The sequence below is a fragment of the Kitasatospora sp. NPDC088134 genome (genome assembly GCF_044741705.1).
Classification (GTDB): Bacteria; Actinomycetota; Actinomycetes; order Streptomycetales; family Streptomycetaceae; genus Kitasatospora.
This window is the reverse complement of record NZ_JBIUTD010000002.1, coordinates 172,980-188,299: the sequence shown is the minus strand read 5'-3', so window position 1 is coordinate 188,299 and position 15,320 is coordinate 172,980. Positions and strand designations below refer to the sequence as shown.

Sequence of the window (15,320 nt, the reverse complement as noted above, 5' to 3'; positions counted from 1 at the left end):
CGCCTCTCTCAGCGCAGCTTCGGGTCGAGGGCGTCGCGCACCGCGTCGCCGAGCATGATGAACGCCAGCACGGTGACGCTGAGCATGCCGGCCGGGAAGAACAGCGCGAACGGAGCGGTACGGATGACCTTCTGGGCCGAGTTGATGTCGATGCCCCAGGAGATGGTCGGGTCCTGCAGGCCGATGCCGAGGAAGCTCAGCGTCGCCTCGGTGGCGATGTAGCCGCCGAGCGCGATGGTGGCGACCACGATCACCGGGGCGATCGCGTTCGGCAGGATGTGCTTGAACATGATCCGGCCGGTGCCGGCGCCGAGCGCCTTGGCCGCGGTGACGTAGTCGGACTGCTTGACGGTGATCACCGAGCCGCGCATCACCCGGGTCATCTGGGTCCAGCCCAGCACGACCAGCGCGAAGACCACCGACCAGACGGTGCGGACCTGGAAGGCGTTCAGCATGACCAGCGCGCCGAGCAGCAGCGGGATGCCGAAAACCATGTCGGTGAACCGGGACACGATGGTGTCGACCCAGCCGCCGTAGTAGCCGGCGATCATGCCGAGCAGGCCGCCGAGGACGGTGACGCCGGCGGTGACGCAGATGCCGACCACCACCGAGGCGCGCGCGCCGTAGATCATCCGGGCGTAGATGGAGCGGCCCTGGCCGTCGTAGCCGAACCAGTCCGCCTGGAAGAAGTGCAGGTAGTTCGGCTTGGCCAGGTAGTGGTTGCGCAGGTCGCCGGCCCGCGGGTCCACCGAGGTGAACAGGCTGGGGGCGATCGCGAACAGCACCAGCAGGACGATCAGCGCGGCGGAGATCAGGAAGATCGGGCGCTTGCGCAGGTCGTGCCAGGCGTCCAGGCCGAGGCTGCGGGGCTTCTCCGGCTTCGGTTCGACGGCGCCGTCCCGCTGGGCGGGGATCGCGGCGTTCTTCGTGGTCAGGTCAGGCATACCGGATCCTCGGGTCCAGGACCGCGTAGAGCAGGTCGACGAGCAGGCTGGCGACCAGGTAGACCAGCACCAGCACGACGACGAAACCGGAGACGGTCGCGCCCTCGTTGAGGTTGATGGCGTGGTAGAGCGCGTTGCCGACGCCCTTGACGTTGAAGATGCCCTCGGTGACGATCGCGCCGCCCATCAGGGCGCCGAGGTCGGTGCCCAGGAAGGTCACCACCGGGATCATCGAGTTGCGCAGCAGGTGGGTGCCGATCACCTTGCGCCGGGGCAGGCCCTTGGCGACGGCGGTGCGCATGTAGTCGGCCTTCAGGTTCTCCGCGATGGAGGTGCGGGTGAGCCGGGCGACGTAGGCGAGCGAGATCGAGCCGAGCACGACGGCGGGCAGGATCAACTGGCCCAGGTTCATCGAGTCCTGGACGGTCGGGGTGATCCACTTCAGCTGGATCGCGAACACGTTCTGGAAGATGAAGCCGAGCACCGGGACCGGGATCGAGATCAGCAGCAGGGTCAGCACCAGCGTCGACTTGTCGAAGGCCTTGCCGCGGCGCAGGCCGGCGAACAGGCCGATCGCCACGCCGACGACCAGCTCGAAGACGAAGGCCAGCAGCGCCAGCCGGACGGTGACCGGGAGCGCCTCGCCGATCACGTCGATGACCTGGCGGCCGTTCATGGTCTTGCCGAAGTCGCCGGTGAGCAGGTCCCCCATGTAGTTGAGGTACTGCTGCCACTTGGAGACGTCGAGTCCCATGTCGTGCTTGAACGCGGCCAGCTGGGCCGGGTCGGCCGCCTTGTCGCCCCACATCGCCGCCGCGGGGTCGCCGGGCAGCATCCGGGTCATGAAGAAGATGATCGTGACCGTGCCCAGGAACACCGGGATCATCTGGAGCAGTCGCCTCGCGACGTAGCGCCCCATCGTGCCTCCAATTGACTTCTCTGACGCGCCGTCAGTCCCGGTGTCAGAGTTCTGGACGTGACGACGGCCGGTGCCGGACCGCCCGGTGGGGCGGGCACGGCACCGGCCGTGTCGGTGCGAGCCGTGCGGTGCCGGCCCGGTTACTTCTGCTTGACCTCGACCTGGGTGAAGACCGGGTCGCCGAAGGAGTCGTACTTCACGCTCTGCACGTTCTTCGAGTAGCCCGCGGTGGTCTTGTAGTACCAGAGCGGGATGGCCGGCATGTCCTTGGCCAGCTGGGCCTCGGCCTGCTGGTACAGCTCGGCGGTCTTCTCCACCGAGGTCGCCTTGTCCGCCTCGGCGGCGAACTTGTCGAACTCCGGGCTGGAGTAACCGGCGTCGTTGGCCGCCGCGCCGGTGCCGTAGACGTCCCGCAGGAAGTTGGCGTTCAGCGGGTAGTCCTGCACCCAGCCGGTCCGCATCAGACCGTTGACCTTCTTGTTCTTGATCAGGTCGCGGGAGGTCTTGAAGTCCGGCTTGGCGTCGCCGACGCACTCGACGCCGGTGGCCTGGCGGATGGAGTTGCAGACCGCGTCCACCCACTCCTTGTGGCCGCCGTCGGCGTTGTACAGCACGGTGATCTTGTTGCCGGGGACGCCGCCGCCCTCGGTGACCAGCTGCTTCGCCTTGGCCGGGTCGTACGTGCAGTACTCGCCGCAGGTGTTGTCCTTGTAGCCCATGGCGCCCGGGGCGACCCAGGAGTTGGCGGCCTGGCGCGAGCCGTTCAGCACCGTCTTGGTGATGGTGGCGCGGTCGATCGCCATCGACAGGCCCTGCCGGACCTTGGCCTTGTCCTGGCCCTGCCACTCGGCCTGGTAGAGCGAGAAGGAGATGGACTGGATCGCGCCCTGTGCCTGGTCGACGGCGCGGTCGCCCAGGTCGCTCTTGTAGGAGGCGAGGTCGCTCGGGTCGACCTGGTCCAGCACGTCCAGGTTGTCGGAGACCAGGTCCTTGTAGGCGGCCTCGGCCTGCGAGTAGTTCTTGAAGACGATGCCGGCGTTCTTCGGCTTGTCGATGCCCGCGTACTTGTCGTACGCGGCGACGGTGACCGCCTTGTTGTGCTCCCAGGAGACGAACTTGTAGGCGCCGTTGCCGATCGGCGACTGGCCGTACTTCGCCGGGTCGGTGAAGAACACCTTCGGCAGCGGCGAGAAGGCGGTGTAGCCGAGCTTGTACTCGAAGTACGACACCGGGCCGGTCAGCGCGATGGTGAAGTGGGTGTCGTCGACGACCTTCAAGCCGGCCATGGTCTGGGCGGTCGGGTCGCCCTTGTCCGGGTGGACGTCGGTGTAGCCCTGGATGTCGGAGAACCAGTCGGAGTTGATCTGGTTGTTCTTGACGTTGGCGGACCAGTTCCAGGCGTCCACGAAGGACTGCGCGGTCACCGGGGTGCCGTCGTGGAAGGTCCAGCCCGGCTTCAGGGTGACGGTGTAGTTCTGCGCGTCGGTGGTCTCGATCTTGTCGGCGACCTGGTTGCGCAGCTTGCCGTTGCTGGGGTCGTAGTCCACCAGGCCCTTGAACAGGGTCTTGATGATCCGACCGCCGCCGACCTCCATGGCGTTCGCCGGCTGGAGCGGGTTCTGCGGCTCGGAGCTCTGGTAGCTGAAGACGCCCTGGGCGTTGACCGGACCGGCGTCGCCGGCGCCCCCGCCGGAAGAACCGCCGCTGCCGCAGGCGGTGGCCGCGAGGGCGACCGCGACGGCTGCGACAACCCACTTGGCCTGGCTGGCACCGCGCATGGGTGTGCCTCCTGAAATCGTGTTGCAGATCGCTCGCGGCCTGGCGCGCACCCCTGCGCAGGAGCCTCGACCCGAGCTCGACTGCACCCACTATCGGTCACTCACGGGTACGGAAATGACCAATACGGATTTCAATTTGGTCACATGAACGATGGATGAATCCCAATAATCGGACATTCACGACATACCCAGACAGGGGCGAAACGGACAGTTGTCACGCATGACGATCAGTGACGTCCGATTAACGAACACTTCCCCCTTCCCGTCTCAGATACTGAGAGTCACCAAAAACGCGACCGGCCGGTGTCCGCGAGGACACCGGCCGGTCGGGCCGAAGCGATCGGGCGTCAGCCCTTCTTGGCGCGCGAGGCCGTGCGGCCGCGCTCCTTGGCGTCCAGGACGACCTTGCGGATGCGCACGGTCTCCGGGGTCACCTCGATGCACTCGTCCTCGCGGCAGAACTCCAGCGACTGCTCCAGCGAGAGCTTGCGCGGCGGCACGATGGACTCCGCCACGTCGGCGTTCGAGGAACGCATGTTGGTGAGCTTCTTCTCCTTGGTGATGTTCACGTCCATGTCGTCGGCGCGCGAGTTCTCGCCGACGATCATGCCCTCGTACACCTCGGTGCCGGGGTCGGTGAACAGCACGCCGCGCTCCTGCAGGTTGGTCATCGCGAAGGCGGTGACCACGCCGGAGCGGTCGGCGACCAGCGAGCCGTTGTTACGGGTCGTCAGCTGGCCGAACCACGGCTCGTAGCCCTCGTGGATCGAGTGCGCGATGCCGGTGCCGCGGGTGTTGGTGAGGAACTCCGTCCGGAATCCGATCAGGCCGCGGGACGGCACCACGAACTCCATCCGGACCCAGCCCGAGCCGTGGTTGGACATGTTGTCCATCCGGCCCTTGCGGATGCCCATGAGCTGCGTGACGGCGCCCATGTGCTCCTCGGGGACGTCCACGGTGAGGCGCTCGACCGGCTCGTGGGTCTTGCCGTTGATCTCGCGGGTGACCACCTGCGGCTTGCCGACGGTCAGCTCGAAGCCCTCGCGGCGCATGGTCTCGATCAGGATGGCCAGCGCCAGCTCGCCGCGGCCCTGCACCTCCCAGGCGTCCGGGCGCTCGGTCTCCAGCACGCGCAGCGAGACGTTGCCGATCAGCTCGCGGTCCAGGCGGTCCTTCACCTGGCGGGCCGTCACCTTGCGGTCGACCTTGCCGGCCGACTTGGCGTCGGCGCCCTTGCCGGAGCCGCCCTTGCCGACCAGCGGCGAGGTGTTGGTGCCGATGGTCATCGAGATGGCCGGCTCGTCGACCGTGATCAGCGGCAGCGCGATCGGGTTCTCCGGGTCGGCGAGGGTCTCGCCGATCATGATCTCGCCGATGCCCGCGACGGCGCAGATGTCACCGGGGCCGGCCACCTCGGCGGGCTTGCGGGTGAGCGCCTCGGTCATCAGCAGCTCGGAGATCCGGACGTTCTGGATCGAGCCGTCGCGCTTGATCCAGGCCACCGTCTGGCCCTTGCGCAGCTCGCCCTGCTCGACCCGGAGCAGCGCGATGCGGCCGAGGAAGTTGTCGGCGTCCAGGTTGGTGACGTGCGCCTGCAGCGGGGCGGCCTCGTCGTAGGTCGGGGCCGGGACGTGCTCCAGGATGGTGGAGAAGAACGGCTCCAGGTTGTCGGAGTCGGCCGGCACGGTGCCGTTCTCCGGCTTGGTCAGCGAGGCCACGCCGTCGCGGGCGCAGGCGAAGACGATCGGGAACTCGATCTGGTCCTCGTCCGCGTCCAGGTCCAGGAACAGGTCGTAGGTCTCGTTGATGACCTCGTCGATCCGGGCGTCCGGACGGTCGGTCTTGTTGATGCACAGGATGACGGGCAGCCGCGCGGTGAGCGCCTTGCGCAGCACGAAGCGGGTCTGCGGCAGCGGGCCCTCGGAGGCGTCCACCAGCAGCACGACCGCGTCCACCATCGACAGGCCGCGCTCGACCTCACCGCCGAAGTCGGCGTGGCCGGGGGTGTCGATGATGTTGATGGTGATCGGCGCGCCACCGTCCTTGGGGTGGTACTTGACCGCGGTGTTCTTCGCGAGAATGGTGATGCCCTTCTCGCGCTCCAGGTCGTTCGAGTCCATCATCCGGTCGTCGAGGTGCTGGTGGGCGGCGAAGGCACCGGCCTGCTTCAGCATGGCGTCGACCAGGGTGGTCTTGCCGTGGTCGACGTGGGCGACGATGGCGACGTTACGAATGTCGTTGCGCGTGGGCATGCGGCGCTGATTCTCCCGGAATCGTGGGTCACGGTGCCCGGCCCGCGTCAGCATTCACCGGTCCACCCACCGGGCACGGCACATGCCTCGGCTTCTTCCCATCGTACGGGGAAGGCTCCAACGGAGCAGAAACGGGCCGGTCGGACGCGGTGCAGATCACAACTGGGTATCGGCACTTCCCGTACGCACCAGGGGCCCGGGAAGCTACGCCGGTGAAGAAGAAGAAGGTCCGCCTGCTACTCGTCGTGGCCCTCTGGGTCGTCATCCTGTTCGGCGGGGTGACCCCGCCCACCGGGAGCCTCGGCGGTTTCCTGTTCGGCTGGTTCGGCGGGCTCGTGGTCGGGACCAACCTGACCCAGCTCCTGCTGGCCCTGCTCGGCCCGCTCGGCGGCCTGCGCGCCCTGTCGTACGGCGTCGGGCTGGGGCAGCCGCTGTTCGGACTGCCGCTGGGCTCCCGGCGGCTGTGGGTGCGGGCCGTCCCGCTCCCGGTGTTCCACGGCATGTACCAGCGGGCCCGCGCGGCACGCGGCCGCACCTGGGCGACGGTGACCGCCGCGTACGCGGCGCCGGTGCTGCTCGGGGTGGCCCTGCTGCTCGCCGGGCCGGACGGCTGGTGGCTGTTCGGCACCGCCACCGCGGCGTTCCCCGCGCTGGAACTGCTGCTCACCGCCCGGTACCCGGGGACCGCCGGCTGGGTGGTGCTGCGCCTGCCCACCGCCCCGGCGGAGGTGCTGGTCGACCTGTTCCCGACGCCCGTCGAGGCGGACGCCCACCTGGCCCTGGAGAACGGCCGGATCGCCGACGCGGCCGCCCTGCTGGCCGGGGCGCCGGCGCCGAGCGGCCGGACGGGTGCCGCGATCCGGATCAACGTGCTGCTCGCCCAGGGGCGGTGGCAGGAGGCGCTGACCGCCGCCGAGTCACTGACGGCCGGCCGACTGCACGCTTCCGCGTGGACGGTGTCCGTGCTCCGCGCGCAGGTGCTGGTGTGCGCGGCCGACGCCGGGCTGCTGCCGCTGCCGCAAGCCGTGTCGCTGCTGACGGCGGAGCTGGCCTCGGTCGGCGACCGGCCGCACGCCGCCGCCCGCGCCGACCGGCTGCGGCTGGGCGGCGACCGGGAGGGCGCGCTGCGCGAGTCCGCCCGGGCCCTGCGGGCGTCCGGCGACTCCGTGGTGACCGCCAACGCGTTCTGCTCCCGGGCCGCGGCGCTGCTCGCCGCCGGGCGGTCCGAGGAGGCCGGGAAGGCGCTGGACCGGGCCCGGAAGCTGCTGCCCGGCCTGGCCCGGATCGCCCTGGTGGAGCGGCGGTCCGCGACCGTGGTGCTGGAGGGCTGACGACAGGCCCTAGAGCGAGAGCTCGAACCAGACGATCTTGCCCTTGGGGGTGCGGCGGCTGCCCCAGCGTTCGGCCAGCAGGGAGACCAGCTGGAGGCCGCGGCCGCCCTCGTCGGTCTCCTGGGCGCGGCGCTGGCGGGGCTGGGCGTAGGCGTCGTCCCAGACCTCGCAGACCATCGACCTGTCGCGGAGCAGGCGCAGCCGGATCTCGCCGCGGCCGTGCCGCAGCGCGTTGGTGACGAGTTCGCTGACCAGCAGTTCGCAGGTGTCGACCAGTTCGTCGAGGCCGCGCTCCAGCAGCCAGCCGCAGGCGGCCTCCCGGGCCTTGGCGACCGAGGTCGGCTCGGGGGGCAGCCGCCAGTCGCCGACCGAGCCCTTGGGCAGCGCGTGCACCTTGGCCATCAGCAGGGCGATGTCGTCCTCGCCGTGGTGCGGGTTGAGCTCGTCCAGGACCTGGTCGCAGAGCTCCTCCAGCCGGTCGGAGCCGTTGGTGAGCGAGGTGCGGAAGGCCTTCAGGCCCTCGTCCAGCTGGTGCTTGCGGGACTCCACCAGGCCGTCGGTGTAGAGGCCGAGGACGGCGCCCTCGGGCAGGTCGACGGTGACCTCCTCGAAGGGCTCGCCGCCGACGCCGAGCGGCAGGCCGGGCGGCACGTCGAGCATCCGGGCGGCCTCGCCGGGGGCCAGCAGCACCGGCGGGAGGTGGCCGGCGTTGGCGAAGGTGCAGCGCTGCTTGACCGCGTCGTAGACCGCGTACACGCAGGTGGCGAGGTACAGCTCGGCGCCGGAGTCGGCCCAGTCGTCGTTGCCCAGGCCGCGGGCGATCTCGTCCAGCGCGGAGAGCACGTCCGCCGGGTCGACGTCGAGCATCGCCAGGGTGCGGACGGCGGTGCGCAGTTGGCCCATCGCGACGGCGGCGCGCAGGCCGCGGCCCATCACGTCGCCGATCACCAGGGCGGTGCGGCCGCCGGGCAGCGGGATGACGTCGAACCAGTCGCCGCCGACCTCGGTGTTGTTGTTGCTGGGCAGGTAGCGGCGGGCGATCTCCAGGCCGGAGGCGGCCGGGTTGCCGGGGGGCAGCAGGCTGCGCTGCAGGATCAGCGCGCGCTCGTGCTCGCGGCGGTAGAGCCGGGCGTTGTCGACGCAGACCGCGGCGCGGGCGACCAGTTCCTCGGCGATGGCGACCTCGCGGGCGTCGAACGGCTCGGAGCCGATCGCCCGGGACAGCTGCACCAGGCCGAGCACCTGGTCGCGGGCGACCAGCGGCACCACCAGGGTGGAGCGCAGCAGCGGGTCGGGCCCGGGCTGCGGGACGACGCTGCGGCCGGTGCGCAGGGCGCGGGCGTGCGGGGAGCGCGGCGGGTAGCAGAGCGTGCCGCCGGCCTCGGCGACCCGGACGCCGCCGCGCTCGCTGCCGAGCACCGAGGGGGCGTTGCCGACCACGCTGGAGACCGCGACCCGGCGCAGCTCGCCGCTCTCCGGGTGGGCGCCCTGCGGGCTGGACTCGCCGGTGAGCAGGGCGCTGTACAGGTCGACGGTGGCGACGTCGCAGAACTGCGGGACGATCACGTCGAGCAGTTCCTTGGCGGTGGTCTCCAGGTCGAGGGTGGAGCCGATGTGGGTGGACGCCTCGTTGAGCAGGGCGAGGCTGCGCCGGACGCCGGCCGCCTCGCGTTCGGCGATGTGCCGGCTGGTGACGTCCTGGACCTGGCCGGCCACGCCGATCGGGCGGCCGCCGGCGGCGGTGAGCCGGTACAGCGAGACGGCCCAGGTGCGCTGTTCCTCGTCGCGGGCGCCGGCCGGGTGGTCGGCGCGGACCGGGCCGGACAGCCGCAGGTCGAGGACGGGCTCCTGGCCGGTGAGCACCTTGCGCAGGGCGAGCAGCAGCCGGTCGGCGTCGGAGGGGCGGAACACGTCGCCGGGGGCGAGGCCCTGGAGGGCGGCGGGGCTGCGGCCGACGCCGGCCGCGAAGGCGGCGTTGACGCGCTGCAGCTTGAGCTCGCAGTCGAACAGGAAGAAGCCGGTCGGGGTCTGGCCGAGCACCGCCTCGGAGGCGGCCAGGTCGGTCTCGACGGCGCGCAGCCGGCCGAGGTCGACGGCCATGCAGGTCGCGGAGCCGTCGGCGCTGTCGGGCATCGCGTAGACCTCGGCGAGGTGCTCCGCGCCGGCCAGGTCCCGGTAGGGGGCGGTGCCGACCCACTCCTCGCCGGCCAGCACCCGCTCCAGCCGGGCCCGGCCGCGCTGCCAGAGCTCGCGCGGGACGAACGCGGTGATCGGGTCGGCGCCGACCGCCTCGGCGGCGGGGACCCCGAAGAACTCGGCGGCCCGGTCGCTCCACTGGGCGATCCGCCCGTCGGGGCCGATCGCGAAGGTGGCGACCCGGATGTAGTCGTAGAGGGTTCCCGAGGCGCTCTGGCCCCAGCCGGCCGGCAACGGGACGGGCACCGTCGGGGCACCCGGTTGCTCCGGCACCGCGGCGTGACCGCTGCTGCCGTGCGTCGCGTTCTGTGCCGGGAAGCTGTTCAACGGACCGACCCCTCCAACCCGCGCCCATCCGGTGTCGAGAAGACCGAGTATTCGATGTCCGAGTATTCATCATCCGGGCGTGGGCGCACACGCCCTTCAACGTCACAACATCGACTCGGGTGGCTGAACCTCCGAGTCTGCCAGTTCGAACCAGACGACCTTGCCCAGTCCCTCGGCCCTGGTCCCCCAGCGCAGGGCGAGCCGGCGGACCAGTTCCAGACCGCGGCCGCCCTCATCGCCGGCCCCGGCGTGCCGTTCCCGGGGCGGGTCGGGCAGTGGGTCGGAGATCTCCACCAGCAGGTCCTCGCCGAGGGTCAGGCGGACCCCGATCGGGGCGCTGGCGTACCGGACGGCGTTCGTGACCAGCTCGCTGACCAGCAGTTCCGCGGTGTCGGTGTACTCCTCGACGCCCCAGTCGGCGAGCGTGCCGCGGACCAGCCGGCGGGCCCGGGAGACCGCGGTCGGTTCGGCCGGCAGCGTCCAACCGGCGGTGGGCACGTCGGCCCGGCCGCGGCCGAGCCGGGCCAGCAGCAGGGCCACGTCGTCGGGCTCGCGGCCCTGTTCCATGGTGTCGAGGACGGCCTCGCACGCCTGCTGGATCGAGGCGTACGGCTGTTCGAGCACGCTGACCAACCTCCCCAGTCCCACGTCCAGGTCCTTGTCCCGGGACTCCACCAGCCCGTCGGTGCACAGGGCGAGCAGGCTCCCGTCCGGGACCTCCAGCTCGATCGACTCGAACGGCACCCCGCCGACGCCGAGCGGCGCGCCGGAGGGCAGGTCGACCACCCGGCCGGTGCCGCCGGGCAGCGGGCCGCCGGAGCGGGCCGGCTCGGCGCCGGACCCGGGCACCACCAGGACCGGCGGGATGTGGCCGGCCTTGGTGACGGTCAGGCTGCGCCGGGCCGGGTCGAAGACCGCGTAGACGCAGGTGGCGAGCAGCGCCTCGTCGGGGCCCTGGGCGAGGTCGTCGGCGAGCTCGTGGACGTGCCGCAGCACCTCCTCGGGGGCCAGGTCGAGGGCGGCCAGCACCCGGACCGCGGTGCGCAGCCGGCCCATCGTGGCGGCGGCCCGCAGACCGTGGCCCATCACGTCGCCGACCACCAGGGCGGTGCGGTCGCCGGGGAGCGGGATGACGTCGAACCAGTCGCCGCCGACCTCGGTGCCGCTGGAGCCGGGCACGTACCGGTAGGCGACCTCGACGCCGGTCGGCTGCGGGACCTGCTGGGGCAGCAGGGCGCGCTGCAGGGTGAGGGCGGCGGTGCGCTCGCGGGCGTAGAGCCGGGCGTTGTCGAGCGAGCTGCCGGCCCGGTCGGCGAGTTCGACGGTGAAGGCCAGGTCGTCGCGGTCGAAGCCCTCGCGGTAGCCGGCCCGGCTGACCACCAGCAGGCCGATCACGATGCCGCGGGCCCGCAGCGGCACCACCAGCCGGGAGTGCACGCCCAGTTCGCGGGCGGCCTCCACCTTGGGGTCGCCGGGGAAGGACAGCTCCTCGGGCCCGCTGCCGCCGGACAGCATCTCGGGGACGCCGCTGCGCAGCACCCGCCCGAACACCGAGTCCTCCTCGAAGGTGATCCGGGCGCCGTGCCGGAGCATGGTCTCCACCGCCGGGCCCTGCTGGATCGCGGCGACGCCGAGCTGCAGCAGCGAGGTGTGCCGGTCGTGGCCGTGCCGGGGCAGGTCGTCACCGTGCGCGACGGCCTGCAGCAGGATCACGCCCGCGTAGTCGGCCAGCCGCGGCACCACCGCGCCGGCCAGCTCCTGGGCGATCATCGCGGCGTCCAGCAGGTCGCCGACCCGGGAGCCGAACTCGTTGAGCAGCGACAGCCGGCGGCGCGCCCCCTCGACCTTGGCCACCGCCCGGTAGCGCTCGGTGACGTCCATCACGGTGCCGGAGATGCCGAGCACCCGGCCGGAGCGGTCGGTCATCCGGCTGTAGGAGATCGACCGGTAGCCGGCGCGGGCGGTGGACGGGGAGGCCAGCGTGACGTCGATGACCGGCTCGCCGGTGGCCAGCACCTGGCGCTGGATGGCGGTGATCTCGTCGGCGGAGCGCTCCGGCATGGTCTCGCCGGTGGTCCGGCCGACGTGCGCCTCGGCGGGCAGGCCGTTCATCTCGGCGAGGGTGCGGTTGACGGCGGTGTAGCGCAGCTCGGTGTCGAGGACGGCGATGCCCAGCGGGGACTGCTCGAACAGCGCGTCCCGGACGGCGAGGTCGCGCTCGACGGCGCGCAGCGCGGCGGCCTCGGTGAGCGCGGCCTGCACGTACGGGGCGCCGTCGCCGTCGACCAGCAGCGAGAGCCGGGCCTCCACCTCGACGGGCACGCCGTCCCGGTCGGAGAGTTCGGCGAAGCCGTGCCAGGAGCCGCGGCGCAGCGTCTCGCGCAGGGCCGCCGCGGTCCGCTCGACCTGGGCCCGGTCCTCGATCAGCTGGTCGATGGCGCGGCCGACCAGCACCTCGCTGGGCCAGCCGAGCATCTGCTCGGCGGCCGGGCTCCACAGCACCACCCGGCCGGAGGTGTCGAGGATGACGATCGCCACCCGGACCACGTCGAGCAGGCTGCCGCCCTCGGTGCGCCGGCTCGGGTGCAGGCTGGTGGGCGCGGTGTCGGACCGGGCGCCCGGGTGCGGGCCGCCGCCGGGCTCCCCGGCGGCGGGCGGGGCGGGGGTGCCGGGCGTGCCGGGGAAGGCGCGGACGGGGCGGCCGCGGGCGGGCGCGGCGGCTTCGGGTGCGGCGGCTTCGGGTGCGGCGGCTTGGGGTGTTGCGGGGGCTCCGGCGGGGGTGGTGGCGGACGGGCGGGGGCCGGTGCGGGCGGCCGGGCGGCCCGCGGTCGGGGCGCTGCCCGGCAGCGGGGCGGGGCGGCCGCCGCGCAGGGCCTGCTCGGGCCGGGCGTGGGCGCGCAGCCGGGCACGGGCGGCGGCCCGGCCGGCGCGCCCGCCGCCCGCGGGGAGGACCGGGCCGCTCGGCCGCCGCGAGCCGCGCCCGGGCAGGCCGGACGCCTCGCGCTCTCCCCCGCCGCCACCCGGCTTCGCCACCTGCGGGGCCTCCGGACTTCGCTGGAACGCCCCCGGCGGGTCGCCGGGCGCGGGCCGTCGCCACGCTCTGCTCTCGCAGGCTCACCGATCGTGACGAATGCTGCCGAACACTGCCATACCCAGGGATTCGGGTGGCTATCCCGACATAGGGGTCGTCTGTCCGATTGGCGTACAGATCGGACACCGCACGGGCGGGGGCGGAGCGGTCTACTTCAGCAGGCCGTCGCGGTGCAGGTCGTCGAAGAGGATCTGGTCGACCGGGGGGACCCGGTCGCGGTCGGCGTAGCCGAACCACTCGACCTCCTCGATCTCGCTGCTGGCGGCGAGCTCCCCCGTGTAGTCGGCGCGGTAGCAGGCCATCCGGACCACCGCGCCGTCCGGGTGGCCGTGCGCCTGGGCGTGGTAGGTGCCGACGTGGGCGACGGTGTCGGGGCGGACGGCGACGGTGAGCTCCTCGGCGACCTCGCGGACCAGGGTCTGCAGGTCGCTCTCGCCGGGCTCCCGCTTGCCGCCGGGGATGTAGAACACGTCCTTGCCGCGCGGGCGGGCGCAGAGGATGCGGCCGCCCTCCAGCCGGACCCACGCCACCGTGTCGATCAGGGTTGCCATCGCCCTCGCCGTTCCCGGGCCGCCCGCGCGGCCCGCCGGTCCGACCCTACGTCAGGGGCCGGGCGGGGCCGTCGCGGTGGCCAGCTGCTGGTTCTTCAGGTCGGCGCGGTCGGTGGCCTCGGGGCCGAACCAGGGCGGCGGGACGAAGGCCGCGGCCTCCGCCGGGTCGGCGAACTCGACCTCGACGGTGCGCAGTCCGGCCAGCGGGCCGTGGAAGGTGTCGACCACTGCCTCGTACCGGCCGAGCAGCACCACCCGGCGGGTCTTGGCCACCCGGGCGTGCTCGGTGGCGGGCCACAGCGCCTCGAACTGCTCGGCGGAGATCGGGGTCTCCCACTCGCCGCGGACCAGGCCGGCGCCGCGCTTGACCGTCAGCGAGCAGGCCCCGGCCTGGTCGCGGACCCGGGCCTCGGCGCCCTCCGGCCCGATCACCAAGTACCCCTGCCGGACGTCGAACTCCCGCCCCGCGGGGACGTCCGCGCCCTCCGGGACGAGGAACTTCCGCTCGATCTCGACGGCCACCGGGCCTCCTCCTCGGTCGGGCGGCACCGGCGCGCCGGGTGCGCGCGGCCGCCGACCGCCACGCTACGCGGACCGGGGGCGCCCGGCGGGGTCATTCGGCGGCGGTCGTTCGGTGCCGGTCGTTCGGTGCCGGTCGTTCGGTGCCGGTCATCCGGCGGCGGGTGTTCCGGGCGGGGTGCTCCGCCCGTCGGCGTCCTCGGGCTCGATCCAGTAGAGCTGCTTGTGGCCGCGGGCCTCGAACTCGGCGGCCAGCGCCGCGGCCCCGGCCCGGTCGAGGCCGCGGGCGACCAGGAAGCGGTTGCCGTTGTCGTCCTGCCGCACCACCCGGTGCGGACCGTTCGCGTTCGCGTGCCCGGCGTCGGTGCGGTCGGTCGGCTGCATGCCGCACACGGTAGCGGTCCGGCCCGGTGGGGGGCAGGCCGGACCGCGCGCCGCAGCTCCGAGGCTGGGCGGCAGATGCTACCGGGCGGTACGCAGCCGGTTAACAACTCGTCAACGCGGGGGCGTGCCCAACTAGCTTACGCGAAGCAGGAGTTCACCGTGCAGTACGGCGAACCAGGCATCCGGACGGGCGGCCCAGCGGGGCCAGCCGGCGGCGATCCGCTCCAGGTCGGCGGGGGTGGCCAGGCCCTCGGCGAGCGCGGTGGCGGCGGTGTTGGAGCGCACCGTCCGCTCGGCCCAGGTCTCCGACCACCAGGCGCGTTCGGCCTCCGTCGCGTACGTCCAGGTCGAGGAGGAGGGCACCGGCTCGACGCCCGCCAGGTCGGCCCGGAGCGCCCAGGACAGCAGGCGGCGGCCGGCGTCGGGTTCGCCGCCGCTCGCCCGGGCGACCTCCCGGTAGAGCGCCGACCACTCGTCCAGCTCCGGCAGTTCGGGGTACCAGGTCATCGCGGCGTAGTCCGCGTCGCGGACCGCGACCACCCCGCCCGGGGCGGTGACCCGGCGCATCTCGCGCAGCGCGGCCACCGGGTCCGCCAGGTGCTGGAGCACCTGGTGCGCGTGCACCACGTCGAACGAGGCGTCGGCGTACGGCAGCCGGTACACGTCGGCGGCCTCGAAGGACAGCTGGTCCAGGCCGCGTTCGGCGGCCAGTCCGGCGGCCTGGGCCAGCACCTCGGCGGACGGGTCGATGCCGATCACCCGCCCCTGCGGGCCGACCAGCTCGGCCAGGTCGGCGGTGATCGTGCCGGGCCCGCAGCCGACGTCCAACACCCGCTGTCCCGGCCGGAGTTCGGGCAGCAGGTAGGCGGCCGAGTTGGCGGCGGTGCGGGTGCGGTGCGAGCGCAGGACGGCGGCGTGGTGCCCATGGGTGTAACCGGCCACGGTGGCTCCCTCCCCTTCGAAGGCGGTGCGCCGAGCATAGGAGTACCGTCCGTGGATCGGACAATACCGTCTCGCATGGCAAGACT

At 72.6% G+C, this 15,320-nt stretch carries 11 protein-coding genes; 1 reads left to right on the top strand and 10 read right to left on the bottom strand.

Annotated elements, in window-relative coordinates; genetic code table 11:
- Nucleotides 1–8: 8 nt before the first annotated feature.
- The 4 genes from ACIOHG_RS04430 to typA all read right to left on the bottom strand — a co-directional run bounded on the left by ACIOHG_RS04430 (nt 9) and on the right by typA (nt 5,893).
- Nucleotides 9–944 carry an ABC transporter permease gene (locus ACIOHG_RS04430; RefSeq protein WP_400945165.1) on the bottom strand — a complete coding sequence of 312 codons (936 nt, stop codon included), beginning with the start codon at nt 942–944 and terminating at the stop codon, nt 9–11.
- Entirely contained in the window at nt 937–1,863 is a 927-nt protein-coding gene (locus tag ACIOHG_RS04425; protein ID WP_400945163.1) for an ABC transporter permease, read from the bottom strand. The genes ACIOHG_RS04430 and ACIOHG_RS04425 overlap by 8 nt, the downstream gene beginning before the upstream one ends.
- Nucleotides 1,864–2,003: 140 nt before the next feature.
- Nucleotides 2,004–3,641, bottom strand: coding sequence for an ABC transporter substrate-binding protein (locus ACIOHG_RS04420; protein ID WP_400945161.1), 1,638 nt, complete (start codon nt 3,639–3,641; stop codon nt 2,004–2,006).
- Between the two features lie 347 nt (nt 3,642–3,988).
- Nucleotides 3,989–5,893, bottom strand: a complete 1,905-nt coding sequence (gene typA, locus ACIOHG_RS04415) for a translational GTPase TypA (protein ID WP_400945159.1) — start codon at nt 5,891–5,893, stop codon at nt 3,989–3,991.
- 212 nt (nt 5,894–6,105) lie between these two features.
- On the opposite strand from typA, the gene ACIOHG_RS04410 reads away from it, so the two are divergent.
- Nucleotides 6,106–7,224 carry a hypothetical protein gene (locus ACIOHG_RS04410; RefSeq protein WP_400945157.1) on the top strand — a complete coding sequence of 373 codons (1,119 nt, stop codon included), beginning with the start codon at nt 6,106–6,108 and terminating at the stop codon, nt 7,222–7,224.
- Between the two features lie 9 nt (nt 7,225–7,233).
- Here the strand turns inward: ACIOHG_RS04410 and ACIOHG_RS04405 are convergent, their stop codons facing one another.
- The 6 genes from ACIOHG_RS04405 to ACIOHG_RS04380 all read right to left on the bottom strand — a co-directional run bounded on the left by ACIOHG_RS04405 (nt 7,234) and on the right by ACIOHG_RS04380 (nt 15,234).
- Nucleotides 7,234–9,693, bottom strand: coding sequence for a SpoIIE family protein phosphatase (locus ACIOHG_RS04405; protein ID WP_400945749.1), 2,460 nt, complete (start codon nt 9,691–9,693; stop codon nt 7,234–7,236).
- A gap of 156 nt (nt 9,694–9,849) precedes the next feature.
- On the bottom strand, nt 9,850–12,780 hold the full coding sequence (locus ACIOHG_RS04400) for a SpoIIE family protein phosphatase (protein ID WP_400945155.1): 2,931 nt from the start codon (nt 12,778–12,780) through the stop codon (nt 9,850–9,852).
- A 207-nt stretch (nt 12,781–12,987) separates the two neighbouring features.
- Complete coding sequence (locus ACIOHG_RS04395; RefSeq protein ID WP_400945153.1) at nt 12,988–13,389, bottom strand: NUDIX domain-containing protein; 402 nt, start codon at nt 13,387–13,389, stop codon at nt 12,988–12,990.
- A gap of 51 nt (nt 13,390–13,440) precedes the next feature.
- Entirely contained in the window at nt 13,441–13,911 is a 471-nt protein-coding gene (locus tag ACIOHG_RS04390; protein ID WP_400945151.1) for a CYTH domain-containing protein, read from the bottom strand.
- Between the two features lie 147 nt (nt 13,912–14,058).
- Nucleotides 14,059–14,292: a hypothetical protein gene (locus ACIOHG_RS04385; protein WP_400945149.1), complete on the bottom strand. Its 234-nt coding sequence runs from the start codon at nt 14,290–14,292 to the stop codon at nt 14,059–14,061.
- A gap of 132 nt (nt 14,293–14,424) precedes the next feature.
- A complete protein-coding gene (locus tag ACIOHG_RS04380; protein WP_400945147.1) occupies nt 14,425–15,234 on the bottom strand; it encodes a methyltransferase domain-containing protein in 810 nt (269 codons plus the stop codon).
- Nucleotides 15,235–15,320 lie beyond the last annotated feature (86 nt).